20 protein-coding genes are annotated in these 24,256 nt (G+C 66.6%); 12 read left to right on the top strand and 8 right to left on the bottom strand.

Translation table 11 applies throughout. The features are described 5' to 3' along the window. Nucleotides 1-71: 71 nt before the first annotated feature. From ACXJ16_RS21010 to ACXJ16_RS20995, 4 genes are all read left to right on the top strand, one after another. Complete coding sequence (locus ACXJ16_RS21010; protein WP_054436345.1) at nt 72-671, top strand: TetR/AcrR family transcriptional regulator; 600 nt, start codon at nt 72-74, stop codon at nt 669-671. A 132-nt stretch (nt 672-803) separates the two neighbouring features. Next, a complete protein-coding gene (locus ACXJ16_RS21005) occupies nt 804-974 on the top strand; it encodes a hypothetical protein (RefSeq protein ID WP_463923255.1) in 171 nt (56 codons plus the stop codon). 23 nt (nt 975-997) lie between these two features. Continuing rightward, nucleotides 998-1,339, top strand: coding sequence for a S24/S26 family peptidase (locus tag ACXJ16_RS21000; protein ID WP_463923305.1), 342 nt, complete (start codon nt 998-1,000; stop codon nt 1,337-1,339). 446 nt (nt 1,340-1,785) lie between these two features. Further along, nucleotides 1,786-1,932 (top strand): hypothetical protein, encoded by a 147-nt coding sequence (locus ACXJ16_RS20995; RefSeq protein WP_165913239.1) that lies wholly within the window; start codon nt 1,786-1,788, stop codon nt 1,930-1,932. Between the two features lie 224 nt (nt 1,933-2,156). Here ACXJ16_RS20995 and ACXJ16_RS20990 read toward each other — a convergent pair whose 3' ends face one another. From ACXJ16_RS20990 to ACXJ16_RS20975, 4 genes are read right to left on the bottom strand one after another with little or no spacing between them, the layout of a single operon-like run. Further along, nucleotides 2,157-3,599: an efflux transporter outer membrane subunit gene (locus tag ACXJ16_RS20990; protein ID WP_463923254.1), complete on the bottom strand. Its 1,443-nt coding sequence runs from the start codon at nt 3,597-3,599 to the stop codon at nt 2,157-2,159. Then, on the bottom strand, nt 3,592-6,675 hold the full coding sequence (locus ACXJ16_RS20985) for an efflux RND transporter permease subunit (RefSeq protein ID WP_463923253.1): 3,084 nt from the start codon (nt 6,673-6,675) through the stop codon (nt 3,592-3,594). Before ACXJ16_RS20985 ends, ACXJ16_RS20990 begins: the two co-directional genes overlap by 8 nt. Nucleotide 6,676: 1 nt before the next feature. After that, nucleotides 6,677-7,795, bottom strand: coding sequence for an efflux RND transporter periplasmic adaptor subunit (locus ACXJ16_RS20980; protein ID WP_463923252.1), 1,119 nt, complete (start codon nt 7,793-7,795; stop codon nt 6,677-6,679). A 5-nt stretch (nt 7,796-7,800) separates the two neighbouring features. Further along, nucleotides 7,801-7,956: a hypothetical protein gene (locus ACXJ16_RS20975; RefSeq protein WP_156336513.1), complete on the bottom strand. Its 156-nt coding sequence runs from the start codon at nt 7,954-7,956 to the stop codon at nt 7,801-7,803. Between the two features lie 176 nt (nt 7,957-8,132). On the opposite strand from ACXJ16_RS20975, the gene soxR reads away from it, so the two are divergent. Further along, nucleotides 8,133-8,615, top strand: a complete 483-nt coding sequence (gene soxR, locus ACXJ16_RS20970; protein ID WP_185999843.1) for a redox-sensitive transcriptional activator SoxR — start codon at nt 8,133-8,135, stop codon at nt 8,613-8,615. A 14-nt stretch (nt 8,616-8,629) separates the two neighbouring features. On the opposite strand, the gene ACXJ16_RS20965 is transcribed toward soxR, so the two are convergent. Beyond that, nucleotides 8,630-9,679 carry a phosphatase PAP2 family protein gene (locus ACXJ16_RS20965; protein ID WP_420719915.1) on the bottom strand — a complete coding sequence of 350 codons (1,050 nt, stop codon included), beginning with the start codon at nt 9,677-9,679 and terminating at the stop codon, nt 8,630-8,632. Nucleotides 9,680-9,899: 220 nt separating this feature from the next. Between ACXJ16_RS20965 and ACXJ16_RS20960 the strand changes: the two genes are divergently transcribed. Further along, nucleotides 9,900-10,670: a S1/P1 nuclease gene (locus tag ACXJ16_RS20960; RefSeq protein ID WP_463923251.1), complete on the top strand. Its 771-nt coding sequence runs from the start codon at nt 9,900-9,902 to the stop codon at nt 10,668-10,670. A 57-nt stretch (nt 10,671-10,727) separates the two neighbouring features. Here the strand turns inward: ACXJ16_RS20960 and proP are convergent, their stop codons facing one another. Then, complete coding sequence (proP, locus tag ACXJ16_RS20955; RefSeq protein ID WP_463923250.1) at nt 10,728-12,218, bottom strand: glycine betaine/L-proline transporter ProP; 1,491 nt, start codon at nt 12,216-12,218, stop codon at nt 10,728-10,730. 236 nt (nt 12,219-12,454) lie between these two features. After that, entirely contained in the window at nt 12,455-14,515 is a 2,061-nt protein-coding gene (locus tag ACXJ16_RS20950; RefSeq protein ID WP_463923249.1) for an AsmA family protein, read from the bottom strand. A gap of 169 nt (nt 14,516-14,684) precedes the next feature. Between ACXJ16_RS20950 and ACXJ16_RS20945 the strand changes: the two genes are divergently transcribed. The 6 genes from ACXJ16_RS20945 (at nt 14,685) to ACXJ16_RS20920 (ending at nt 23,588) form a co-directional block, all read left to right on the top strand. Then, nucleotides 14,685-15,035: a hypothetical protein gene (locus ACXJ16_RS20945; protein ID WP_054435994.1), complete on the top strand. Its 351-nt coding sequence runs from the start codon at nt 14,685-14,687 to the stop codon at nt 15,033-15,035. A gap of 169 nt (nt 15,036-15,204) precedes the next feature. Next, nucleotides 15,205-15,912: a TetR/AcrR family transcriptional regulator gene (locus ACXJ16_RS20940; protein WP_054435995.1), complete on the top strand. Its 708-nt coding sequence runs from the start codon at nt 15,205-15,207 to the stop codon at nt 15,910-15,912. 170 nt (nt 15,913-16,082) lie between these two features. Beyond that, nucleotides 16,083-18,872, top strand: a complete 2,790-nt coding sequence (locus ACXJ16_RS20935) for a TonB-dependent receptor plug domain-containing protein (protein WP_463923248.1) — start codon at nt 16,083-16,085, stop codon at nt 18,870-18,872. A gap of 16 nt (nt 18,873-18,888) precedes the next feature. Beyond that, nucleotides 18,889-20,433, top strand: coding sequence for a hypothetical protein (locus ACXJ16_RS20930; RefSeq protein ID WP_463923247.1), 1,545 nt, complete (start codon nt 18,889-18,891; stop codon nt 20,431-20,433). 39 nt (nt 20,434-20,472) lie between these two features. Further along, nucleotides 20,473-22,023: a long-chain-fatty-acid--CoA ligase gene (locus ACXJ16_RS20925; protein ID WP_463923304.1), complete on the top strand. Its 1,551-nt coding sequence runs from the start codon at nt 20,473-20,475 to the stop codon at nt 22,021-22,023. 17 nt (nt 22,024-22,040) lie between these two features. Then, nucleotides 22,041-23,588, top strand: a complete 1,548-nt coding sequence (locus ACXJ16_RS20920; RefSeq protein WP_463923246.1) for a hypothetical protein — start codon at nt 22,041-22,043, stop codon at nt 23,586-23,588. 61 nt (nt 23,589-23,649) lie between these two features. Here the strand turns inward: ACXJ16_RS20920 and ACXJ16_RS20915 are convergent, their stop codons facing one another. Further along, on the bottom strand, nt 23,650-24,249 hold the full coding sequence (locus ACXJ16_RS20915) for a biliverdin-producing heme oxygenase (RefSeq protein WP_463923245.1): 600 nt from the start codon (nt 24,247-24,249) through the stop codon (nt 23,650-23,652). Nucleotides 24,250-24,256 lie beyond the last annotated feature (7 nt).

The raw sequence follows: 24,256 nt of genomic DNA, 5'->3' as shown, positions 1-24,256 counted from the left end.
TTAAATTAAGCGATGTTCAATATAAAATTGTACGCTGTACATTTTTTAAGAGGCGATTAGAATCGCCGGCCATGGGAAGACGATCCGACCACAGCCGCCAGGAGCTGGAGCAGATGCTCATCGTCGAAGGCCACAAGCACATGGCCGACGTCGGTTTTTCGCGGTTTTCCGCGCGCGAGGTGGCGAAGCGGATCGGCTACTCGATCGGCACGCTCTACAACGTGATGGGCAATTACGACCAGCTCATCATCGCCATCAACACGCGCACTTTCGTATTGTGGACGGACTACATGCGCGAAGCGCTGGCCGCTTCGGGCGAGGATCGCGTGCGCTGCCTGGTGGAAGGTTATTTCGGTTTTGCCCGGGCCAATCGCAATGCCTGGACGGCGATCTACGACCATCACCTGCCGCCTGACATGGGCCTTCCCGAAGAGCATGACCTGATCCGGGGCAGGCTGACCGATCTCGTGGTGGAGGAAGTGGAGAAAGTCCTCCCTGCGGACCTGCGGGCAAAGGCGCCCCGGCTGGCGCGGTCGCTGGTGGCGACGGTCCATGGCCACTGCGTGTTCGATATCAACGGCAGTTTCGCGCTGATGGGCGAACGGGAGCCGGTGGAAATGGCGCTAGCCCGTGTGCGGGAAAGCCTGGCCGCCGTGCAGGCCGAAGATTGAAGCAGCCGCTTTCCCGCCTTCGCTTCGCATCGGGTTCATCCATAATAGTCACACCTCCGGCGCGCCGCGTGACGCGCCCGATGTGCTAGTCTCCGGCGCCAGCAGCAACTGAAAGAGTCGCTGGAGGGTGCCATGACGGAACCGCTCGACGAGGCGAGGCTTCATGCCTTTGTCGGAAAGATGCTGGGAGATCTCGGCGGCGCGCTCTTTGCCGAGATATTCTGGGCGACCAAGGACATCGAGACGGTGCGCCGTCCCTGTCCCTATCCGCCGTCGATCGAGGTGGTCTACCCGGTGCTGTGAGCGCGGGCTGGTGGCTTGGCTGGATGCTGGTCCGGGTCAGGGGGCGCAGCATGCTTCCGACCTTGCGCGAGGGTGACTACATCCTCCTGCGGCGGCGCGGGCGCTGGTTTTCGCCGGGTGAGGGCGACGTCGTCTGTGTGCACCGGTGCGGAGAGCCGATGCTGGTCAAGCGGCTCGGCAGGCGGGCGGGTGACGGCACATATGCGCTGTCGGGCGATGGTGCGGCCTCGCAGCCATCGGTCGATCTGGGCCGGGTCTCCCCCGAAGAGGTGGTGGGCCGCGCTGTCGCCTGCCTGTCGGGGGGATCGATCCGTTTGCTGAGGCGCAGGCCGCGCCGCGCAAGTCGATGCCGCTTTACGCGCTGAATCTTGCGTTTCGCGCAATAGAAAGAAGTTCGGGTGAATTGCCTTGCGCAGTTTCGCGAGTCTCACGGCATGTCGCGTCCGTTGCGATGCAATGGAGGGCTGAGTTGTTGTCACCGCAAGCGTGCGCCTCAGCCCTGATCGGGGCGAATTCGCCGTCGTGATTGCCAAGGGGATGGCAGTCGAACCGGCAGCGGTATCCGCCTGTATCGACATTCAATCCGCAGGAATCGGCCGTTTTAAGGCATTTCGTAGCGGAAGGCCGCGTCTTGCGTTGGACGTGCAGGGGCACACTTTACGGCTCGGGGAAGGCCAAATCGGTAGGTTGCGCGATTTGCAACCGAAGGCGAGGTGCTTGCATTTGCAGCGAGAGCCATCGGGGATCACATAGCAGACATGTTGCAATGCAGCAGAACGCTGCTTCACGAGGTATCCCGATGTTCTCTCTGATGTCCCTCTATTTCGCCTATCGCCGCGATGTCGTGATGGCCGAACGTCACATGCCCGCTCTTGCGGAAACCGCTGCTGCTGCTGCCGAAGCGCCCGTCGCTGCCGAGCCCGAGACTGTTGCCCGCGAACTGCCGCTGGCTGCCTGAGTGCCAGGGGCGCGCGCGTGTAGCGCACGCACACCCTTGGACTCCTGATGCAGGTTGCCCGTTAGGGGGCCTGCCGCGCGGATGGTCGATTTCGGCCCGCGCCGCCGCCATCGCCAGCGGCCTCTATTCGCAGCGCGCATTCCTGCGGCTGCACTTTTTCCCATTCGCGAGGATCGACGCGCCGGATGGCGCGCGCCGCGAATGTCGGTGCGGGCGGGCGAACCTCAGCGTTTCGCGCTTTCCGCCGTGCTTTCCTGACGCCATCCGCCGCCAAGGGCCTTGAACAGGTCTACCCGATCCGACGAAAGCTGCGTGAGTGCGGCTGCATGGACGGAGCGTGCTTCCAGCATCGCCGATTGCGCCACCAGCAGGTCGAGCAGCGAGATCGAACCCGCGCGGTAGCGCAGGTCGGCAAGGGCCCACGCCCGCTGGGCGCTGGCTTCGGCTTCGGCAAGATCGTCGAGACGGCGCTGGCCCTGTGCCACGCGGGCAAGCGCCTGTTCGACTTCCTTCAGCGCCGTGAGCACGCGGCCGTCGAACGTCGCCAGTGCCACGTCGCCCTGCGCTTCGGCCTGCCGCAACCGTGTGCGTGCGGTCGCCATGTTGGGGAAGCTCCACGAAACCAGCGGGCCGAGCGAGAAGGACAGGGAATCACTGCCCTTCACCGTTTCGCTGCGCAGGAAGCCGCCAAAACCGCCAAGGCTGATCCGGGGATAGAGATCGGCCGTCGCCACCCCGATCCGCGCGGTGTCCGCCGCCAGCCGTCGTTCGGCCTCGCGCAGGTCCGGCCGGCGCCTCAGCAGTGCGGCGCCGTCTCCTATCGGCAGGGGCGGTGCGCCGGCGAGATCGGGCGGGCGGGAGCAGGCCTGCGCCGCAGCGGGGATGGAACGCGGTGTCTCCCCCAGCAGCGCCGCCAGTTCGAACAGCGCGACCTGCCGCTGCGCTTCCAGCGCCGGGATCGCGGCGCGGGAACCGGCCGCGGCGGCTGCGGCGCGCTCGACATCGAAGCGGGCGGCTGAGCCTGCCTTCTCCTGCGCGGAAACCAGATCGCGGCTGCGGGCCGATGCCGCGGCGGATTCGCGGGCGACCTCCAGCGCATGGGCATTGGCGCAGGCGCCGAGATAGGCGCGGGTGGTTTCCGCCGCCACCAGCACGCGCACGCCGTCGCGCGCGGCCTCGACCGCTTGCGTATCTGCCTGCGCGGCCTCGACTGTGCGGCTCACGCGGCCGAACAGGTCGGCTTCCCATGACAGCGATGCGGAAGCGTTTCCGGACCACTGAGCGCCTGCCAGTTGGGCCGATCCGCCCTGTCCGCCGCCGAACTGCACGGAATCGCCGTAGCCGCCGCCCGCCGAAAGCGCGGTCGAAGGCAGGCGCCCGGCGCGCGCTGCGGACAGGACCGCGCGTGCCTTGGCGAGGTTGGCGGATGCCGCGCGAAGATCCGTGTTGGCGGCAAAGGCGCGGGCGACGAGATCGTCCAGCACGGGATCGTTGTAGAGCCGCCACCAGTCGTCGGGCAGGGGAGACGCCGGATCGATCCCCTCTGCGCGGGTCACGAAGGCTTCTCCGGCCGAGGCGGGGGCGGCAGGGCGGCGGTAGTCCGGCCCCGCCGCGCAGGCTGCGGCGAGCAGCGTGCAGAGCGCGGCTGCGATCGGGCGCTTACGCATGGGCCAGCCCTCCTTCGCCAGGCGCGCTGTCGGCCTCTGCGCGGGCTTTCGGGCGATGATCCCCGGCAAGCAGCGTATATATCGTGGGCAGGACGAAGAGCGTGAACAGCGTGCCGATCAGCATCCCCATGACCACCACGATGCCGATGGCAAAGCGGCTGGCGGCGCCCGCACCGCCCGCGAAGAGCAGGGGAACGAGGCCCGCGACCATCGCCGCCGTCGTCATCAGGATCGGGCGCATGCGCACGGCGGCGGCATGGCGGATCGCTTCGGCGCGGTTCCAGCCGTGGGCGTGCTGCATTTCGTTGGCGAAGGAGACCATGAGAATTCCGTGCTTGGAAATCAGCCCGATCAGGGTGACGAGGCCGATCTGCGTGTAGATGTTGAGCGTGGTGAACCCGAGGTAGAGCGGCACCAGCGCGCCCGAGACCGCGAGCGGCACGGTGACGAGGATGACCAGCGGATCGCGGAAGCTTTCGAACTGGGCGGCCAGCACGAGGAAGATCACCACCAGCGCGAAGGCGAACGAGACGGTGAGCTGGTTGCCCTCGTGCACGTACTGGCGGCTGTTGGACAGCCAGTCGACGGTCATGCCCGGCGGCAGCGGCTGGGCCTTCAGGAAGTCCACCGCCTGCCCCATCGTGACGCCGGGCATCAGCACGGCCGAGATCGTCGCGGAGTTCATCTGGTTGAACTGCGGCAACTTGTTGGGCTGGGGATTGATGGTGATGCTGGCCACGGTGGAAAGCGGCACGAGACTGCCGGACCCGGTCTTCACGTAGAAGCCGCCGAGACTGTCCGGCGTCAGGCGCCGGTCCTGCGGGACCTGGGTGATGACGTCGTAGGACCGGTCATGCCAGTTGAACCGGTTGACGTAGTTTTCGCCCACCATCAGCGCCAGCGTATCGGCGATCTCCGCCATCGAGACGCCCAGTTCGCCCGCCTTGGCGCGGTCTATGGCGACGTGGGCTTCCTGGCTGTCGAACGCGAGGTCGGCATCGACGAAGGCGAACAGCCCGCTGCCCCATGCCGCGCCCTTGAGCGCTTCCAGCGTGCGATGGATTTCGGGAAACTCGTCAGACGAGCGGATCACCATCTGCACCGGCAGGCCGCCGCTGCCCGCCGGGAGCGGGCTGTCCTGGAATGCCGCGGTGTAGACCCCGGTGACGGCGGCGGCCGACCCGGCGATCTCGGCCTGAACCTGATCGGCGCTGCGGGTACGGTCCGCCCATTCCTTCAGGATGATGCCGCCGAAGCCCATGTTGGCGCCGTTCGCGCCGCCCATGTCGAACCAGCTGTCCGCATATTCGGGCACCTTGTGGAACAGCGCCTCGACTTCGGCGCTGAACCGCGCGGTGTAATCGACATTGGCGTATTGCGGGGCCTTGGTCTGGACGAAGACGTAGCCCATGTCCTCCTGCGGGGCGAGTTCGCGGGCCGCGCCGGTGAAGAACACCACGCTGGCGCCCAGTATGGCAAGGCCCGCCAGAAGCACGGCCCCCCGTGCGGCAAGAGTGCGGCCCAGCAGGCGGTCGTACCGTGCGGTAAGGCCGTGCATGGCGCGCTCCAGCGCCTTTTCCAGCCTGCTCTCGCCCATCTTGGCGTGAAGCAGGCGGCTGCTCATCATCGGCGACAGAGTGAGCGCGATCACGCCCGAGACGATCACCGAACCTGCCAGCGTGAAGGCGAATTCGCGGAACAGCGCGCCGGTCATCCCGCCCATCAGGCCGATGGGGGCATAGACCGCCGCCAGCGTGATGGTCATCGCGATTACCGGGCCGACGATCTCCCGCGCGCCTAGCAGCGCGGCCTCGATCGGGCTGGCGCCGTCCTCGATATGGCGGTGGATGTTCTCCACCACGACGATGGCGTCATCCACCACCAGGCCGATCGCCAGCACCATCGCCAGCAGGGTCAAAAGGTTGAGCGAAAAGCCGAAGGCCAGCATCAGCGCCGCCGTGCCCAGCAGCGAAAGCGGGATGGTGACGACAGGAATGATGACCGCGCGGAACGTGCCGAGGAACAGGAAGATCACGACGATGACGATGGCCACCGCCTCGATCAGCGTATGTTCCACTTCGTCGATCGAGGCTTCCACGAAGTGCGCGGTATCGAACTGGCTGCGGACTTCGAGACCCGGCGGGGCGACGCGCTGCATCTGCGGCAGCAGGGCCTTCACGCCGGCCACGATTTCCAGCGGATTGCCGTCCGGCGTGGGAGCGATCGCCACGGTTACGGACTTGTGCCCCGCCGAAAGTGCCTGCGCGTCGTAGTTCTGGGCGCCGAGTTCGACCGTGGCGACATCGCCAAGCCGCACCAGCCCGCCGGAAGAGCCGCCCTTGACGACCATCTGGCGGAAGGATTCCACATCCCGCAGGTCCGTGCCCGCGGTGATGTTGATCGCGGTGCTCGCGCCCTTGAGCTGTCCGGGGGCGGCCTGGACGTTGTTGGCGCGCAGGGCCGCGCCGATATCGCCGGCGGTAAGGCCGCGTCCGCCGAGTTTGACGGGATCGACCCAGATGCGCATCGCGGGCGGCGCGCCGCCGCTGATCTCGGCCGAGGCGACGCCCGGCACCGAAGTGATGAGCGGGCGCGCCACGCGGTTCACGAAGTCCGCGATCTGCGAGGCGGAAAGCCGCTCGCTGGTGAAGGCGACGTACTGGATGGCCGAGGCGCCATCGGTGATCTTGGCGATGGCCGGATCGGTGACGCCTTCCGGCAGCCGGTACTTGACCTGCTGCACCTTGGCGAGAACCTCGGTCATGGCGCGGTCGGCATCGGCGTTGAGCACGAGCTTGGCGGCGATATGGCTCCGCCCCTGCGTGGAAGTGGAGGTGAGGTACTCGATGCCGCCAGCAGTCGCGATGGACTGGGCGATCGGCGTGGTCACGAAGCCTTGCATGACGTCCTGCGTCGCGCCGGGAAGGCCGGTGTCGATGGTGATCGTGGCGCTTTCCATGCGCGGATACTGGCGGATCTGGAGGGCGAAGACCGCGCTCAGGCCGACGAGCAGGATCAGCAGGCTGACCACGATCGCCAGGATCGGGCGGCGGATGAACAGATCGGTGAAGCGCATGTCAGCGGGCCTCCTGCGCGGAAAGCCTGGTGACCCTGACCTGCGCGCCGGGCTGGACGCGAAGCTGGCCTTCGGAAACGATGACGTCTCCCGCGCGGATGCCGTCTGTCACGACCACTGCGTTGCCGATCCGCGCGCCGACCTGCACCGGCACGATCTCCGCCGTGCCGCCCTTGCGGGCATCCCTGCCGCGCACCGCGATCACGCTGTCGCCCTGTGCGGATGTCTGGATCGCGGTGGCGGGCACCACCAGCGCGTCCTTGCGCGGGGGCAGGGCGATTGCGGCGGTGACGTACATGCCGGGTCGCAGCGCGCGATCGGGATTGGCGAGCCGGGCCTGCACCGTGACGTTGCGGGTGTCCTTGCCGATCTGCGGCTCCACGGCATTGACGCGTGCGGAGAAGGTGCGTCCGGGGAAGGCGTCGGTGGAGACGGCGACGCCGGCACCGGGCTTGAGCCGCGCCAGCTCCTGCTGCGGAACCGCAAATTCGACGTAGAGCGCATCGAGCGCCGTCAGCGTGACGACGGGATCACCGGGGTTGAGATACTGGCCAAGATTGACGCGGCGGATGCCGAGCTGCCCCGCGAAAGGCGCCCGCACCTGCTTCTGCACCAGCCTAGCGTCGATCTGCCTGACCGATGCCAGGCCCTGGTCGCGTTCGGCGCGGCGCTGTTCGAGCAGTTCGCGCGGTTCCGCGCCGGTGGGCGCCAGTCCGTTCGAGCGGGCGAACTGAAGCTGCGAGAACTGCGCCCGGGCCGCCGCCGCTTGCCTGTCGGCGCGTTCCGGCCCGTCGTAGAGTTGCACGAGCAGTTCTCCGGCGGAGACCTGCCGCCCGGCTTCGAACTGGATCGCGGAAACGCGTCCCGCCACTTCCGGTGAAAGCGTGACTTCGCGCACCGCCGTCAAGGCGCCGATGGCCTCGATCGCCTGAGGCACTTCGCGCGGCGTGGCGATCACCGCGGCGACAGGGACGGCCTGCTGCGGCCATTGCTCCTCGGCGCCGCTGCGCAGCCCGCGCCAGAGGAAAAGGCCGCCGAGAAGAGCGGCGAGGGCGACGCCGGTGACCGCTATGGTACGAACCGGCCGGGCGCGCGTTTCGCCTGACGAAGTTTCCTCCATGGCCGTCACCCCGCCATGCCATGGCCGGAGGTGCCGCCATCCGCCTGGGGAAGCGCGGCGGTGCAGGGCGGCGCTTGCCGCCCGGTCCCCATCCGGTGCGCGGCAGACTTGCCGAGCGGCGGACGGATCGCCGGGTTCAAGGGCTCGTAAAACAGGATCATGTCGGCTCCTCTTGGGGATTTCCCATGGGGGGAAGCTTGCGCGGAGCAAGCCGACACGCCTCTTACAACCTCAACTATAGTTAAGGTCAATATCGTATTTTCCGATCAGGATGCCGGTGTTTAGCGATTATGTTCGCGCGGTTTTAACGGCTATACGCGCGTGGAAATCCTGAACCATGATTGAGGAATTGAGGGTGGCGGAAAATAGCCGATCGCTGACCGTGGGCGAAGTGGCGCAGCGCAGCGGCGTGCCGGTGTCGACGATCCACTTCTACGAGAAGAAGGGCCTGATCGAAGGCTGGCGAACCGAGGGGAACCAGCGGCGCTACGAACGCCGGATATTGCGGCGCGTGGCGATCATCAGGATCGCCCAGCGCGCGGGCCTGCCGCTTTCGCTCATCAAGGAACATCTGGACCGCTTTCCCGCCATGCCGATCACTGCGGCGCAGTGGGACGTCCTGAACCGCGACTGGCGCGCGATGCTGGACGAGCGCATCACCAGCCTGATCCAGCTTCGCAACCAGCTGGACAGTTGCATCGGTTGCGGATGCCTCTCGCTGGAGGATTGCCCGCTGCGCAATCCGGGCGATCAGCTCGCATCCGAAGGTCCAGGCGCCCGGCTGCTTGCTGCTGCCCAGTCGGAAAAGGCGCCGGAGTAAGGCCGCCGCCGTTTTCAGCTTGCGGCGATGCGCTCGTAAAGGCGGATCAGGGCGAGCGAGAGCGAGGCCACCACCGCGCCGAGGATCATGTCGATCAGGTAATGGGTTCCCTCCACCGGGGTGGAGAGCAGCATGGCCGCATTGAGCGCCACGATCGGCCAGCGCAGCGATGCGTTGCGCCAGCCTGCCACGATATAGAGGACGGCGGCGGCCGTGTGGAAGCTGGGCGCGGACACGATGCCGCGCAACTGGCCGAGGTCCACCACATGCACGGCATGGGCGCGCAGGGCCGGGATCAGGCCCGATTGCCACAGCTCGCTTTCGGGCATGTAGGCGATCGGCCCGTGCCAGAGGTGCGAGAACGGGCCGACTGCGGGCATGAGGCTGAACACCACCAGCGTGACGATCGCCGCCAGCCAGAACCCGGCGATGAACCGGTAGGCCTCGTCCTGACGACCGCTGCGGGCGGCGGTCCAGAGCAGGAGCACGGGCGTTACGTAGATGCTGCGATAGGCCACCGTTCCCAGGAACTGGAGCGCGGGGTGGGCCGCGACCAGCCGGTACCATGCGAGCCAGTCGAACCCCATGGCCATGTCCATTCGCTGCAGGGCCACGTCGGCATAGCCGTGGGTCAGCGCGGCGACCGGGTAGCTGGCGGTAGCGCCCATGAGCGAGATGAGCGTGAAGAGCGCTGCGTATTCGCTGAACCGGGCCACTGCCTCCGCATGGCGCCAGCTTGTCCGGGGCAGCGCGAAACGCAGCGCGGCGGCCACCAGTCCCGCCGCGTAGTACGGCAGGTTGCTGGCGCGCAGCGGATCGATGTGAAGCCGGGCGAAATGCATCAGCACGGACAGGACGACAAGGCTGAGCAGCAGTCCCGCGAGGAAATGCCGCCTGATCGCGGGGCCGCGCACGATGAACGCCTGTGCCGGGCGCGGCGCGGTGGCTGACGGGGCCGTCACCATGCCGGCGGCGCAGGCGGGAACCGGGCCTGCAGGGCCGGGATCGCCGAAAGCCGTGCCGGAAGGAGCTGGCACGGACCAGGATGGCTGCGTCGAAGGCATTGCGTCTTGTCCGAAGGGATGAACGGCGGGCGGGATACGAGAGCGGCGATCAGCCCGAATCGTGCTTAAGGCTCGATGAACCGGACAATCGATGGCGCGCGCCATGGCGTGCGTCCCGTGCAATGTCCACATTTGAAAATCCGGGCGTGGCAGGGCGATAGCGTTGTTGTATGGACGCCCGATGCGTTATCTCACCTTTGCAATCGTTTCCGCTGCCGCAATGGCTTCGCCGGCCCAGGCCTGGGGGCCGATCGGCCATCGCATCACCGGCGCCATCGCGCAGGAGAACCTGAGCGGCATGGCCCGCGCCAATGTCAGGATCCTGCTTGGGACCGAGGATCTGGCCGAAGCCGCGACCTGGCCCGACGACATGAAGTCCGATCCGGCCGAATTCTGGAAGAAGGCGGCCAGCCCGTGGCACTACGTCACCGTGCGCGAGGGCGACGCCTACAAGCCGTCCGACGCCCCGCCCGAAGGCGACGCGCTGACCGCGCTTGCGCGTTTCACGGCGACCTTGCGCGATCCGCAGGCCTCGCAGGAAGACCGGCGCACGGCGCTGCGTTTCATCGTCCACATCATCGGCGATTTGCACCAGCCGCTCCATGCCGGTGGCGGAGACGATCGCGGCGGCAACACCGTGAAGGTGACGTGGTTCGGCAATGCCACAAACCTGCATTCGGTGTGGGATTCGGGGCTGATCGAACAGCGCTCGCTGTCCTATTCGGAATATGCGGGCTGGCTGTCCCGCGCGATCACGCCCGAGCAGGTCGTGCAATGGAGCGAGCGCGACCCGGCCGTCTGGGTGCGAGAGAGCATCGCCCTGCGCAAGACGATCTACCCGGCAGACCCCGCGCTTTCGTGGGACTATGCCTACCAGCACCGCAAGGAGGTGGACGACCGGCTCGAACGGGCGGGCATCCGCATCGCGGCCTATCTCAACTGGATTTTCGACAATCCCGCGCCGGCCCTGCGTCCGGCCAGGCGCAAGTAGCCGCGTGAGCGACGGCGGCGCATATCCGCCGCCGTCGCTTCATCTGTCAGCGCGGCGTCAGGCGGGAAGCGCGCCGACCGGGGCGGCAGCGGGTTCGGGCGCTCGGGGCATGCTGCTGTCCACCGTGACCGGCTGGTCGCTCCGCACGAGGGCGATCGCCTCGGCCCTGGTCTCCACCGCGGGGGGTGATCCGCGCAGCGGCATCCCGGCGGTTTCCCGGACCAGCAGCATCGTGGCGATGCCGATGGTGGCGGCCGCCATCAGGTAATAGGCGGGTATGAGGGGATCGCCGGTCCGTTCGACCAGCCATGCCGTGACCAGCGGCGTCGTCCCTCCGAACAGCGAGACCGAGAGGTTGAACGCGATCGACAGCGCGCTGTAGCGCACCGGGGTGTAGAACAGCGCCGGCAGGGTGGAGGGCATCGAACTGGTGAAGCAGACCAGCGCCACGCCCAGCGTCATCAGGCCGAGGAAGATCAGCCAGTCGTTGCCGGTGCCGATCAGCAGCATCGAAGGGATCGCCAGCAGGAACAGCGCCGCGCAGGCCCCGATGATCATCGGCCGCCGCCCCAGCCGGTCGCTGAACAGGCCGCCGAGCACGTTGAGCGGCATCATCACCAGCATGACGATGATGATCAGCAGCAGCCCCTTGCTCTCCGCATAGCCCATCGTCACGCTCAGGTAATTGGGCATGTAAGTGAGCAGCATGTAATCGGTGACGTTGAACACCAGCACCAGCCCGGCGCACTTCAGAAGCTGGCGCCAGTGGCCCCTGAACAGGGCGCGCAGTCCGGGGCGCTCGCTTTCGCGCTTGTCGGCCTGCTCCGAATAGATGCGGAAGGCGGGCGTTTCCTCCAGCTTCAGGCGCATGTAGAGGCCAAGCAGGCCAAGCGGGCCGGCGATCAGGAACGGGATGCGCCAGCCCCAGGCCAGCATGTCGGCATCGCTCAGCGCGAATTGCAGCGCGGTTACCGTGCCGGCCCCGGCGATGTAGCCGCCCAGCGTGCCGAACTCCAGCCAGCTTCCCATGAGCCCGCGGTTCCGGTCGGTGGAGTATTCGGCGATGAACGTCGCGGCGCCGCCGTATTCCCCGCCGGTCGAGAAACCCTGGACCAGCCGTGCCAGCAGCAGCAGCAGCGGCGCGGCCATGCCGATCTTGGCATAGGAAGGGATCAGGCCGATGGCGAAGGTGCCCACGGCCATCATCACCATCGTCAACGCGAGGATCCGGTGGCGGCCGTACCGATCGCCGAGCGGGCCGAACACCAGCCCGCCGAGCGGCCGCACCAGGAAGGCGGCGGCGAACGTCGCCAGCGTGGCGATAAGCTGGACGGCGGGATTGCCGGTGGGGAAGAAGACATGACCCAGGGTGACCGCGATATAGCCGTAAACGCCGAAATCGAACCATTCCATGGCATTGCCGAGCGCGGCGGCGGCAACCGCGCGATTGAGCTGCGAACGGTCCACCAGCGTGACATCGTCTACGACGAGGTCGCGGCTGGATTTGAACCAGCCGAAATGCGCATGATGCGCATGGGGTTTGGTCATGTACGTCTCCGATGGAACCGGCGCAGGCACGCAAGGGCGCGCCACGATCAGCCGGTGGGAGCGGCCGCAGGGCGGCCGTGAAAGGGTGCGATACCCGTCAGGGCATCAAGCGATGGACCGCCCCCATAGGCACGCCTACCGCAAATGTGGGGCGTTAATGGGCGAGCCGTGCCTCGGCCGGGACGAGGCGCAAGGGGGGCGCCGCGCAAAAATCGCTTTCGTTCGAAAGGTCTCCATCACTTTTTCCGGCTGTCCGCCTTGCCCAGATCGTCGCGCGGCTTGCCCCTGGAGGTGCGCTGCGCGGCGGCTGTCGCCCCGGCGAGGACCGGGCCGCAGGCGGCGGACTTGGCGTCGCCCACGTCCACGAAGGCGAGCAGCCCGGCAACCGGCGTGGCAACCACCGCAAGGCCGAGCCCCACCCCGGCCCGGCCGACCAGCTGCTTGCTGACGATGTCGAGCGAGGGCTTCGCGAAGTGGCCATGAATCCCGACGGGCGACTGGCCGGAGAACAGGCTGAACTTCTTCCCGTCGGCACGGATCGCAAGGTCTACCGCCTCGGTATCGAAGCTGAAGCCACCGCGCCCGGTGATGACGTTCTTGCTGGTGTCGATCAGGATCGGGTCGGCCGCCGCCAGTCCGCCGCGAACGGTGAAGGCCACCAGTCCGCAGTTGATCTCGACCGGCTTCTTGAGCTTGCCCTCGAACATCTTCGACGCGAACGTGCCGAGGTCCAGTTCCGCCAGCTGCACGTTGCGGGTCCAGAACGTGCCTTGCGGCATGACGAAAGCCAGCCGCCCGGATGCGGTGGCAAGGGAATCGTGGATGGTATCGCCGCGCCCCTCCAGCTTGATCCGCCCGCGGATGGTGCCGGAAGTTCCCGCCTCCGCCACGCCGTAGCCCGACAGCAGGCGGCCCATCGGCGTGGGCGAGAGGCGGATATCGTAACTGACGGCGGAAGGGCGCTGGCGGGTGTTGAAAACGAGATCGGCGGACACGTCGCCCCGCGCCATCGAGAATGTCAGCGGCGAAAGCTTGAGCCGGCCCTGTTCGAGCGCGAGCCGCAGCGAGATGTCCTGCACCGGCACATTGCGCGAGCGGACCACGCCGACTTTCCAGTCCAGCCCGGCATCGAAGCGCTGCATCGCCTCCACCGGCAGGGCGGCGTCGGGCAGGACGCGCTGCGCGCCCGCGCCCGTTGCCGCCGCCGCCGCGACCGCGCCTTTCGAGGCGACAATATCGGGATTGTAGCCGATGAACGGAGCGGCATCGACGATGTCCAGCCGCCGCGTGGCGAGGGTGGCGTCAAGCCGCAGGCGCTTGGCGTTGGTCACCGTGAAGCGGCCGGACAGGTCCGACTGGCCGAACGTGCCGGTCATGCCGGTGAAGCGGTAAGTCTCGCCGTCCTTCACCATCTGCGCTTTCAGGGCGTAGCGCCGGGTCTGCGGGATCGCGACGTCGATGATGCCCAGCAGTTCGGAGAGATCGCGGCCCTGCGCGCGCACGCGAAGGGGGACGCGTTCGACATCGGCGATCGAGGGCAGGGTGCCCGATACGTCGATAACGTTGTTCGCCGCCCGGATGTGCGCCTCCAGCGCGTTGCGGCCGCGATTGACCGTGGCATCGGGGGTGAGCAGGCGCGCCTCGACCTGGAACGGGGTGCTGCGCAATGTGCCGGTGCCGCGAACCGCCACGGCCTTGCCGATCCGCGCGTCGGTGGAAACCACGGGATCGACCAGGAGGTCGGCCGTGAGCGGCATCTGCGGGTCGCTGTAGCGGATGCGGGTGCCGGAAACGGCAGCGCGGTCGATGCGCGGGAATTCAAGCGGCTTGCCGGTGCCGGAACTGCCGAAAGTCCAGGTATTGTGCCGGTGTGCGGCATCCCATTCGAGATCGGCCTCGCCCTGCGTCAGGTCAAGGCTGTGAAAGTGCCGGCGGCCGAACAGGAGCGAAAGCGGCGCGATCCGCGCCTCCATGCGGCGGGCGGCGAAGAAGCTGGGCCGTTTGGCCCATTGCGGGTTGGCAACGTCCAGCCCTTCGGCCACGAACTTGATCCGCAGCGGCGCGAAGTAGAGCTGGAAGTCTCCGCTCACGCTGACTTTGCGTTCGGTCATCGATGTGGCGATCCGCTCGAACGAGGGCTTGAGGAAACGGCCCTTGGTTACGAACAGCACCAGCCACACCGCGAAGATCGCGCCGACCAGCACGAGCACGACATTGCGCAGGATGCGCAAGGCGCGCGCCCGGTGTGGATTGCCGGGCGGGGCTTCCCGATCGTCGCTGTGGAGAGGCGCGTCCATGATGCGGCAAAGCGCGCGGGCAGGCCATTTGGTTGCGCCGCCGGGACGCGCCGTGCAATCGATGGGCCGAACTTCGCGCAAATGTGGCGGTTCGCGGGCATGAACGTGCCTTGCTACCTTGTAAGTTTGCCGTAAGCCGAATTGCGGTAGATCGGCATGAGCGCCGCAAATGTCCGTTCCGGACGGGCGCGATGGGGGCATGGTCATGGAGAACCGGATGGATTACGAGCTGATCTCCACGACATGCGTGCCCGCTCCGATCGGGTTCTTCATCGTTCATGGAGATGGCGATCCGGCGAAAATGTCGGAGACCAGCCAGATTCTGGCATGGCGGATCGATACTTTCCGGATTCCGGGCCAGATGGTGCCGATGTCGGTGACCTGGCCGGTAACGCTCAACGGCGCGGTCGAGGATTCGGACCTCACGATCCTGCGGCCGGACGGACTTGTCGAATATCCCGACAATGCATCGAGCCGCGAAAGCTCCGATCTCGTGCGCCTGTCCAGCGTCGGGCGCTAGGTTTACGACCTAGGTCGTAACCGATCGCGAAAGCCTTCGCGCCGGCGATTGCGACAGGGAAATCGTGGGAGGGGCCGGTCTACGGCTTCGACTTGCCGGACAAAATTGATATCTGGGGAAGCAAGCCCGGTCGTGCTTTCGGCCGGAGCAGCATGCCCGGGATCGGTAAGTGACGAAAAAACAGAACGAGAAGAAGAAACCTGCGTCGCGCCGTCCCAATGCCGAGCGGCGCGAGGAATCCATGACGCTGATCCTCGACCATGCCGAGGCGGAATTTGCGTCCAAGGGATACAACGGCACCACGCTGGCGAGCGTGGCGGCCATGGCAGGCGTCGATACCGCGCTGATGCGCTATTATTTCGGCGACAAGGAGCAGCTTTTCGCGGCGGTCTTCCGGCGGCGCGGCCCGCTCATCAATGCCGCCCGCTACGAAGCGCTGGAAGCCTATCGCCGGGAATACGGCGACAAGGGAACGCTGGAGGGCCTGATCGACGCCTTTGTCCGCCCCGGTTTCGACATGGCCCAGCGGGACGAGGGGCATCGCAATTACGCGGCGATCGTCGCCTATGTGAACAGTTCGAAGGGCGCGATGCACTCGCTGATGTCCGAGGTGTTCGACGAGGTTTCCCAGGTGCTCATCGCCGACATGCAGCGCCTGATGCCGCAGGCCCCGATCGAGACGCTCTATTGGGGGTATCACTTCCTCACCGGCGCCTTCACGTTCTCGCTCGGGCAGACCGGGCGCATCGACCGGATTTCGAAAGGCGAAGTCCGGTCCTCGGATTTCGCCGGTATCGCCGACCGGCTTCCCGCTTTCGTTGCCGGCGGAATCCGCGCGCTTTGCGCATCGGCGCAGGCTTGCGAAACGGAGCGCTGACGTTCCTGCAAACATCTTTCTTTTTGAGAAAAGAAATATATTGACTCGCGCCGTCCAACGCGAGACTTTCGCCGTCAGGAGATGGATGGGCAGACGGTGCGAAAAGCGCCGCAGACCCACGACTGAAAGGGCGGCGAATGTTTCGAGGGATTCTGCTCGCATCGACATGTGTGCCCGCATTGATCGCGGCGCCGGTCTCGGCTCAGGAAGGAGCGGGTGCGGAAATAGCGCAAGCGGCTGATCGCGCGGCGGCTCCGGCTGAACCGCAGGAGGGCGCCGCCATCGTCGTCACCGGATCGCGCGCCATCCGCGACGGGTCGCAGGCGCCGACGCCGGTGACGGTGATCTCGTCCGATGCGCTCACCAAGGCGCAGCCGGGCCTGATCGCGGAAGGGCTGAACCAGCTTCCCGCCTTCCGCGGCTCCACGCGGCCGACCGGCGGCTTCACCGCCGCTACCGGCCCCGGAACCGGCAGCTACCTGAACTTGCGCAATCTGGGCACGCAGCGCACGCTCGTGCTGGTGGACGGCCGCCGCGCCGCGCCTTCCGCGCGGGATGGCTCCACCGATATCAATCTCCTGCCCGAACCGCTCATAAAGCGGGTCGATGTCGTCACCGGGGGTGCTTCGGCGGCCTACGGGTCCGATGCGGTGGCGGGCGTGGTGAACTTCGTGCTCGACACGCGCTTCACCGGTCTCAAGGCCACATTGCAATCGGGCATTTCCGGGCGGGGCGACGTGCCCACCTACAAGGCCAGCCTCACCGCCGGGCACAGCTTCGCCGAAGGGCGCGGGCGGATCGTCGCCAGCGCGTCCTATTACGATGCCGGCGGCCTGCAGAGCGTCGCCGAGCGGAGCTGGGGGCGGCGGGCCACCGGCTTCCTCAGCAATCCGGCGGTCCCCGGCCAGCTCATCTTCCGCGACGACCTGCGCGCCTCGACCGCGGCGCCCGGCGGGTTGATCCTCAGCGGACCGCTGGCGATGCAGCAGTTCGCGCCGGACGGCACGCTCGTGCCGTTCTCTCGCGGCACCTTGCAATCCGGCCTCATCCAGGTGGGCGGCGACGGCGCGCAAGTGTTCAGCAACCTGTCCGCCGCGATCCGCACGCAAAGCTACTTCGCGCACGGCGAATTCGACGTGACCCCGACGCTGACGCTGTTCGGCGAAGGCAGCCTTGCCCTGGCGCGCAACCACTACAACCAGGTGCAGCAGTTCAACCTCGGCGGCTTCAACGGCTTCACGATCTACAGCGGCAATGCTTTCCTCGATCCGTCCGTGCAGCAGGTGCTGACCGCAACCAACACTCCTGCCTTCGCGATGGGCCGCCTGAACTTCGATTTCGGAGACCCGGCCAACGCCACCGCCAAGGCGCGGACGATGGATTTCAAGGCGGGCTTCCGTTTCACCGGGCCCTCGGACCTGCTGGTCGAAGGGTACTATGGCCACAGCAAGAACCGGACGAAAATCCGGACCGACAACAACGTGGTGCTCGAAAGGCTCTACGCCGCCGCTGATGCCGTGCGCGATCCCGCCAGCGGCCAGATCGTCTGCCGCGTCAGCCTGACCAACCCCGGTCTCTACCCCGGTTGTGTACCGCTCAACCTCTTCGGTCAGGGCGCGCCTTCGCAGGAGGCGATCGACTATGTGGAAGGCACCGCCGCCTACCGGACGGATTTCACGCAGGACGTGGCCGACATCTCGGTACGGGCGCGGCCGTTCTCGACCTGGGCGGGAGAAGTCTCGCTGGCGGCGGGCGGGCAGTACCGGCGGATCGAGCTCGACCAGGTTTCCGACGACATCGGGCCGAGCGTCAATGATGCTACCGGAATTCGCGGTTTTCCAGCGGCTTACCTCAACCAGCCGGGCGGCTATCTGCTTACCAACGTCTTCCCGGTTTCGGGCGGCTATCACTTGTGGGAGCTCTTTGCCGAAGCCGCCGTGCCGCTGGCGCGCGACCTGCCGTTCCTCCACGCGCTCGATCTCAATGCGGCGGTTCGCTACACCGATTACAGCACCAGCGGCGGGGTGACGACGTGGAAGGCCGGCCTTGTCTGGGAGCCGGTTTCGGGCGTCCGCCTGCGGGGCACGGTTTCGCGCGATATCCGGGCGCCCAACGTGCCCGAACTGTTCGCGGGCACCGTTCAGAACACCGGCTCGGTGATCGAGAACGGCGTCACCGTGCCGATCATCCAGGTCACGCGGGGCAATGCCCAGCTCAAGCCCGAGCGCGCCAGGACCTACACCGCCGGCCTCGTGCTTACCCCCGCTTTCGCGCCGGGACTGACGTTTTCGGCGGATTACTATTCGATCGATCTCGACGGCGTGATTTCCTCGCTGACGCCGCAGATCACGCTCGATCAGTGCCTGGCGGGAGCGACGGCGCTCTGCGCCAATATCACCCGCAACGATGCCGGAGCGATCACGCGCATCGAATCCCCGACGCTCAATCTCAACCGCCTGAAAAGCGCGGGAATCGACTTCGAGATGAGCTACCGCCCCGGCGGCGGGATGCTGGGCGGGGCGACGCAGTTCCGCGTTGTCGCCAGCTATCTCCAGAAACAGCGGCAGGACATCAGCAACGGCACCTCGACCGACCGTGCCGGGGAGGTGGGCCTTACCGCCAACCCGCGCTGGACCGCCACGGGGAACCTAAACTGGACGCGCGGCGCCTTCGATCTTTTCGTGCAGGAGCGGTTCATTGCGGCAGGCCGGTACGACGTGACGCGGCACGAACCTGTGACGATCGAGGACAACACCGTGAAATCGGTCTTCTATACCGACGTTACCGCCTCCTACCGGGTGGGCGAAAACTTCCGTTTCTACGCGACGATCAACAACCTGTTCGATCGCGATCCGCCACTGGCGCCGAATGGTACGCTGGTGACGTTCATCCCGACGAACCCCCAGCTTTACGACGTTATCGGCCGTCAGTTCACCGCCGGCATCAACCTCGCATTCTGATCGCGGAGTATAGACGATGCCGAGTTTCCCGCCTTTGTCACGCCGCGCGGCGCTGGTGGCCGGAGCCATTGCGGCGGCAGGCCTCAACCCCGCCGCACGGGGATTCGCCACGAAAAATCGTGCGATGGTGCCGCTCCCCGATGCCGAGCGGATCAGGCGAGACTACCAGCAGATGGTGGATTTCGGCCCGCGCCTGCCGGGTAATGCCAATCACTTGCGGTTCGTGGACTGGCTGGGCCGGGAACTCACCGCGGCCGGCCTGCAACCCGGGCCATGCGAGGCTTATGCCTATCGCCGATGGGAGCCGAAGCGCTGGGGCCTCGACCTGATCGAAGGCACGGCGCGGCGTGCAGTCGCGAATGTCGCCTACTTCGTCCGGTCGCAGCCGACCGGGCCGGAGGGGGTGACGGGGCCGCTCGTCCATGCCGGTGAACTCGGGCCCGATGGTCCCGTGAGCCTGCCCGAATTTGCGAAAGGCAGCGTGCTGGTCTTCGAGGCGCATCTTCCGCGCATGGCGCTGAGCAGCATAGTCCACCCGCATTTCATCCACTTGCGCGGGGAAAGTGCGGCGGACGTGCTGGATACGAGTTATCACCGGCTCTGGACGATGCCCTCGTTCCAGATGGACGATCTTGCAGCACGCGGCGCGGCGGGCGTGGCGATCATCCTTGATGCTTCATCGGCGATGATAGCGGGCAATTTCTCGCCCCATGCCTCTCCCTACAAGGCAAAAGTGCCCGCGTTGTTCGTCGGCCAGGACCAGGGGGAAGCCTTGCGTGCCGCGGCCAGGGCGGGGCGCAGCGCGCACCTCACGCTCGATGCGGAATGGGTGGAAGGGCTCGTGCCGCAGATCACCGCGATCCTCCCCGGAAAGAGCGAGGAAGTGGTGATCGTGGACACGCACACCGATGGCCAGAACTTCATCGAGGAAAACGGCTGCATGGCCGTGCTGCAACTCGCGCGTCATTTCGCCAGCCTGCCGGAGGCGCAAAGGCTGCGCCGGACGCTCGTCTTCGCAGGATGGCCCGGGCACATGAGCGGCGACATGCCCGAAGCGCCCGGCTGGGCGCTTGCCCACCCGGATCTGATGAAGCGCGCGGCGGCAGCGTTCACGATCGAGCACCTTGGCGCCAGCGAATGGGCCGACGTTCCCGGCAAGGGCTACGCGGCCACCGGCCACAACGAGTACATGAACTGGCCGGCCACAGCGGGGCCGCTGACCGAGCAGATCGTTGCCGGGATCAGGCGGCACGACCTGCTGAGACATGCCGTGGAACAGGGGCCGGGATACACCACCGGGCGCGTGTTTCACAACAGCGGCATTCCGCACGTCGCGTGCATTTCCGGGCCGAACTATCTGCTCGGCATCGCCCCCAACGGCCATATGGACAAGCTGGATGCCGATCTCGCGGCCCGGCAGACGGCGATGATAGCGGAAACGATCAAGGCCACCGATCGCTTCTCGCTTGCGGAATTGAAGGGCGGTGACGCCAGCCTCGGGGCCGATCCCGTCTCGGGGCCGGACACTGCACGCCGCGCCGCCTGCCCGAACCCTGCCTGACTTCCCTCCTCTGGAGACCCTCTCTTGAATGCTCCCCGGATATTGAACACCCCGGCGGCCGAGGCCTATTCCTGCCCGCTGCTGATCCGCCACCTGCTTGCCAATGTCGCCGGTCAGAGTTCGGCCGAGATCGTCAGCGGAGACTTGCGGCTGACATATCCCGTTTTCACCCAGCGGGTGGCGCGGCTGGCATCGCTGCTTGCCGGAAAGGGCGTCAGGCCGGGTGACACCGTGGCGGTGATGGACTGGGACAGCCACCGCTATCTCGAATGCTACTTCGCGATCCCGATGATGGGAGCGGTGCTGCAGACGGTCAACGTCCGCCTCTCGCCCGCCCAGATCGCCTTCACGCTGGAGCAGTCGGGAGCGTCGCTCCTGCTTTACAACGCCGACTTTGCGCCGGTCTGTGCCGAACTGCTGCGCGGACAGCCTACGATCAGGGAGGCGATCGTCATGGCAGGCACGGCTTGCGACGATTACGAGGTGCTGCTGGCAGACTCCTCACCGGATTTCGTCTTTGCGGATTTCGATGAGAACGCGGTCGCCACCACGTTTCACACGACCGGCACCACCGGCGATCCCAAGCAGGTCTTCTTCACGCACCGGCAACTGGTTCTGCATACGCTGGCGCTGTCAGCAGCCCTGGCCAACCAACCCGATGGCCAGGGCATGCGGCGTTCCGACGTCTATATGCCGATGACGCCGATGTTCCACGTTCACGCCTGGGGCATGCCTTATGTGGCGACGATGCTGGGTTCGAAGCAGGTCTATCCGGGCCGCTACGATCCGGCGCGGCTGCTCGCGCTGAAGCGGCGGGAAGGCGTGACCCTGTCTCACTGCGTGCCGACGATCCTGCGCATGTTGCTCGATGCGAATGGGGCGGAGAGCTCATCGCTGGCGCCGTGGACAGTGGTGATCGGCGGGGCCGCTCTTCCGGAGGCGCTGGCACGGGAGGCCCGGCGTGCCGGGATCACCACGGTGGTCGGTTATGGCATGTCCGAGACGGGGCCGGTCATATCGCTGGCGCGCGGCGAGGATGGCGAGGATACCGGAGCGCTCAGCCGGGCCGGATTCCCCATCCCGTTCGTTCAGGCAAGGATCGAGGACGGAAACGGAGGAGAGCTGGTGCTGCGGGCGCCGTGGCTGACGCAGGGCCACGCCACGCAGGCCGCGTCCGATGCCTTGTGGGCCGGAGGCTGGCTTCATACCGGAGATGTCGCGGCGCGCGATCCCGACGGCGCGCTGCGCATCGTCGACCGGCTCAAGGACGTGATCAAGAGCGGCGGGGAATGGGTTTCCACGGTCGAACTGGAAAATCTGCTCGAAGCGGAGGGGAGCATTGCCGAAGCGGCGGTGATCGGCGTGCCCGACGCGAAGTGGGGCGAGCGTCCGGTTGCCTTCGTGGTTGCGGCGGGTGGTTTCGATCCGGGCGCTGTCTGCGATGTGCTTCAGGGGCATGTCGCATCGGGCAGGTTGAGCCGCTATGCCGTGCCCGAGAAAGTGATCGAGGTCGACAGCCTGCCGCGTACGAGCGTGGGCAAGATCGACAAGAAAGCGCTTCGTGCCCTGCTGGACGAGCGGGCGCGGTAAAGGGATAGAGGTGATCGATGCGACGCCGGGCGATACTTTGGGGCAGTGCGATGGGGGCAGCGGTGCTGGGCGGTCTGGCGCTGGTGCGTCCGCGCCGTGAAACGCCGTTGGCACCATTGGAAAGCACGCCGCGGCTGCCGCCGCGGGACAAGCTGTGGAACTGGATCGAAAGCCTCAACGCCTTCGGCCCCCGGCTGACCGCGAGCCCGGCCCATGCCCTCTGCATCGATTACATCGCCGATGAACTGGCAAGCCTCGGGCTGGAGGTGCACCGGCAGACCCACCGCATTCGCCGCTGGACGCCGGGCCATGCCAGCCTCACGCTGGCGGACGGCAGCCGTATTCCCGTGGCCGCGCCCTATCCCTATTCGGGCATGACCGAAACCGGCGGCGTGACCGGGGATCTCGTGTGGTTCGACAAGGCGCCAAAGGACTTTTCGGCGGCAAGAGGCAAGATCGCGGTCGTGCCTGTCGGCCGGCTGGACCTGACCACGCTCACCACGCTCATGCTGTTCGAGCGCAAGGCGAGCCTGCCCGAGGGCAGCGCCGATCTGGCCAACGGCGAAGTCGTTCCGGTTCTCGGCCCCTTGACCAACACGTTTCTGCCAAGAGCGCGCGAAGCCGGCGTGCGCGGGGTGATCTGCCTGTTCGAGGGGCTTTCGGAGGAACTGGCAAGCGATCAGGTGCTGCCGTTCACCACGCCCTATGCGGACTGTCCGGCCCTGTGGGTCGGCGCGGGCCAGCGCGCGCGGCTGAAGGCAGCAGCGAGAGCGGGGAGTTCCGCGACCCTCGTTCTGGAAGCGGAACTGGAAGACGCTGAAACGGACACGCTGCACACGGTCCTGCCGGGGCGCAACCCGCATGAGACGATCATCGTCAACACGCACACCGACGGCCCCAACGCCTGTGAGGAGAACGGACCTGCCGGCCTTCTCGCGCTGGCACAGGCCCATGCGGGGCGGCAGGATCGCCAGCGATCGATCGTCCTTGTCTTTGCCACCGGCCATTTCCAGATTCCGCAGATCGTTGAAGGCCACGGGCAGGCGACTTCCGCCTGGTTGAAGGCCCATCCCGAACTGTGGGATGGCGGCCCGGGACATGCGCGTGCCGTTGCGGGGCTGACGCTGGAACATCTGGGCTGCATGGAGTGGAAGGATCGCGGCGAACCGTCCCGGCCGGAGGCGACCGGAAAGCTCGAACGGGAAATCGTCTACACCACGAACCCCGTGATGGAGCAGGTCTACCGCGCGGCCACGTCAGGCCGTACAAAGCTGCGCAGCCTCACCGTGGCGCCGAGGCTGGGTCACCTCTTCCTTGGCGAGGGTTCTACCCTTTACCAGTGCGGGATACCGTCCATTTCGCTGGTGCCCGGCCCCGACTACCTGTGCCAGATACTGCCGGGCGGCGGCCTGGAACGGCTCGACGCCGATTTCGCCTATCAGCAGGTGGAGACGTTCTCCCGCGCGCTTTCCATGCTGGACAGGCTTTCTGCGGCGGATATCGGCGGAATCTTGCCGGCGTGGGACAGTCCTGGGGCGAAACTGCTGTCGCTCATCCGGCGCTGACCGGGAAACAGCGCCGTTACGAGGGTCCGAAGCCGAACCGCTCGTAACGGCGCCGTTCGCCTCAACCGTAAGCTTGCTCGACGAGGGCGTGAACACGGCGGAAGGCGGCTTTGGCGCCTTCCATCAGGCGAACCTCTTCCTCCCGGTCAAGGTCCAGGCCGTCCAGCGCGCCGGTGAATTCGCGCCAGTGCTGTGCCCGGCCGTCCGGATGTCCGGCGAGGTGGCGGGCGCCGTGGTTTTCATCCAGGCCAAGCGCACGTGCCATCTTGAAGAGGAATGCCGCTCCGAGGTTGGAGCCTTCCGCGACATAGAGCCATCCCAGCGCAGTGGGCAGGTCGAAAGTTCCATCGGCAAACTGCGCCTCTTCATGGGAAGCGGGAAGAGCGACCTCCAGGTCCGCGATATCCTGGGCGATGCGTTGCAGGCGTCTGCGTCCTTCCAGATCCGGCAGCAGGGCGTCCAGCGCCGGGCTGGCGTAGAGCGCGTCGATGTCGCGGTGGAACTGGTACTGCACCGCCAGGAAGCGGGCATAGTTCTCCACGCTGGCGAACGGTTCGCCGGCCATGATCCGCTTGTCGAGACGGTCGTGGACTTCGCCGGTGGCGGCTTTCAGGCGCTTGGCGCGGCTTGTTTCGGGCGGAGCTTGGAGTGTCGTGTCCATGGTCGGG

This window comes from Novosphingobium sp. TK71, assembly GCF_055361505.1.
The sequence above is the reverse complement of the archived record's forward strand: the minus strand, read 5'-3'. Positions and strand labels throughout refer to the sequence as shown.

Coding starts and splice junctions, on each gene's coding strand:
- ACXJ16_RS21010 (WP_054436345.1), top strand. CDS start 72: ATGGGAAGACGATCCGACCACAGCCGCCAGGAGCTGGAGCAGATGCTC.
- ACXJ16_RS21005 (WP_463923255.1), top strand. CDS start 804: ATGACGGAACCGCTCGACGAGGCGAGGCTTCATGCCTTTGTCGGAAAG.
- ACXJ16_RS21000 (WP_463923305.1), top strand. CDS start 998: ATGCTGGTCCGGGTCAGGGGGCGCAGCATGCTTCCGACCTTGCGCGAG.
- ACXJ16_RS20995 (WP_165913239.1), top strand. CDS start 1,786: ATGTCCCTCTATTTCGCCTATCGCCGCGATGTCGTGATGGCCGAACGT.
- ACXJ16_RS20990 (WP_463923254.1), bottom strand. CDS start 3,599: ATGCGTAAGCGCCCGATCGCAGCCGCGCTCTGCACGCTGCTCGCCGCA.
- ACXJ16_RS20985 (WP_463923253.1), bottom strand. CDS start 6,675: ATGCGCTTCACCGATCTGTTCATCCGCCGCCCGATCCTGGCGATCGTG.
- ACXJ16_RS20980 (WP_463923252.1), bottom strand. CDS start 7,795: ATGGAGGAAACTTCGTCAGGCGAAACGCGCGCCCGGCCGGTTCGTACC.
- ACXJ16_RS20975 (WP_156336513.1), bottom strand. CDS start 7,956: ATGATCCTGTTTTACGAGCCCTTGAACCCGGCGATCCGTCCGCCGCTC.
- soxR (WP_185999843.1), top strand. CDS start 8,133: ATGATTGAGGAATTGAGGGTGGCGGAAAATAGCCGATCGCTGACCGTG.
- ACXJ16_RS20965 (WP_420719915.1), bottom strand. CDS start 9,679: ATGCCTTCGACGCAGCCATCCTGGTCCGTGCCAGCTCCTTCCGGCACG.
- ACXJ16_RS20960 (WP_463923251.1), top strand. CDS start 9,900: ATGGCTTCGCCGGCCCAGGCCTGGGGGCCGATCGGCCATCGCATCACC.
- proP (WP_463923250.1), bottom strand. CDS start 12,218: ATGACCAAACCCCATGCGCATCATGCGCATTTCGGCTGGTTCAAATCC.
- ACXJ16_RS20950 (WP_463923249.1), bottom strand. CDS start 14,515: ATGGACGCGCCTCTCCACAGCGACGATCGGGAAGCCCCGCCCGGCAAT.
- ACXJ16_RS20945 (WP_054435994.1), top strand. CDS start 14,685: ATGTCCGTTCCGGACGGGCGCGATGGGGGCATGGTCATGGAGAACCGG.
- ACXJ16_RS20930 (WP_463923247.1), top strand. CDS start 18,889: ATGCCGAGTTTCCCGCCTTTGTCACGCCGCGCGGCGCTGGTGGCCGGA.
- ACXJ16_RS20920 (WP_463923246.1), top strand. CDS start 22,041: ATGCGACGCCGGGCGATACTTTGGGGCAGTGCGATGGGGGCAGCGGTG.
- ACXJ16_RS20915 (WP_463923245.1), bottom strand. CDS start 24,249: ATGGACACGACACTCCAAGCTCCGCCCGAAACAAGCCGCGCCAAGCGC.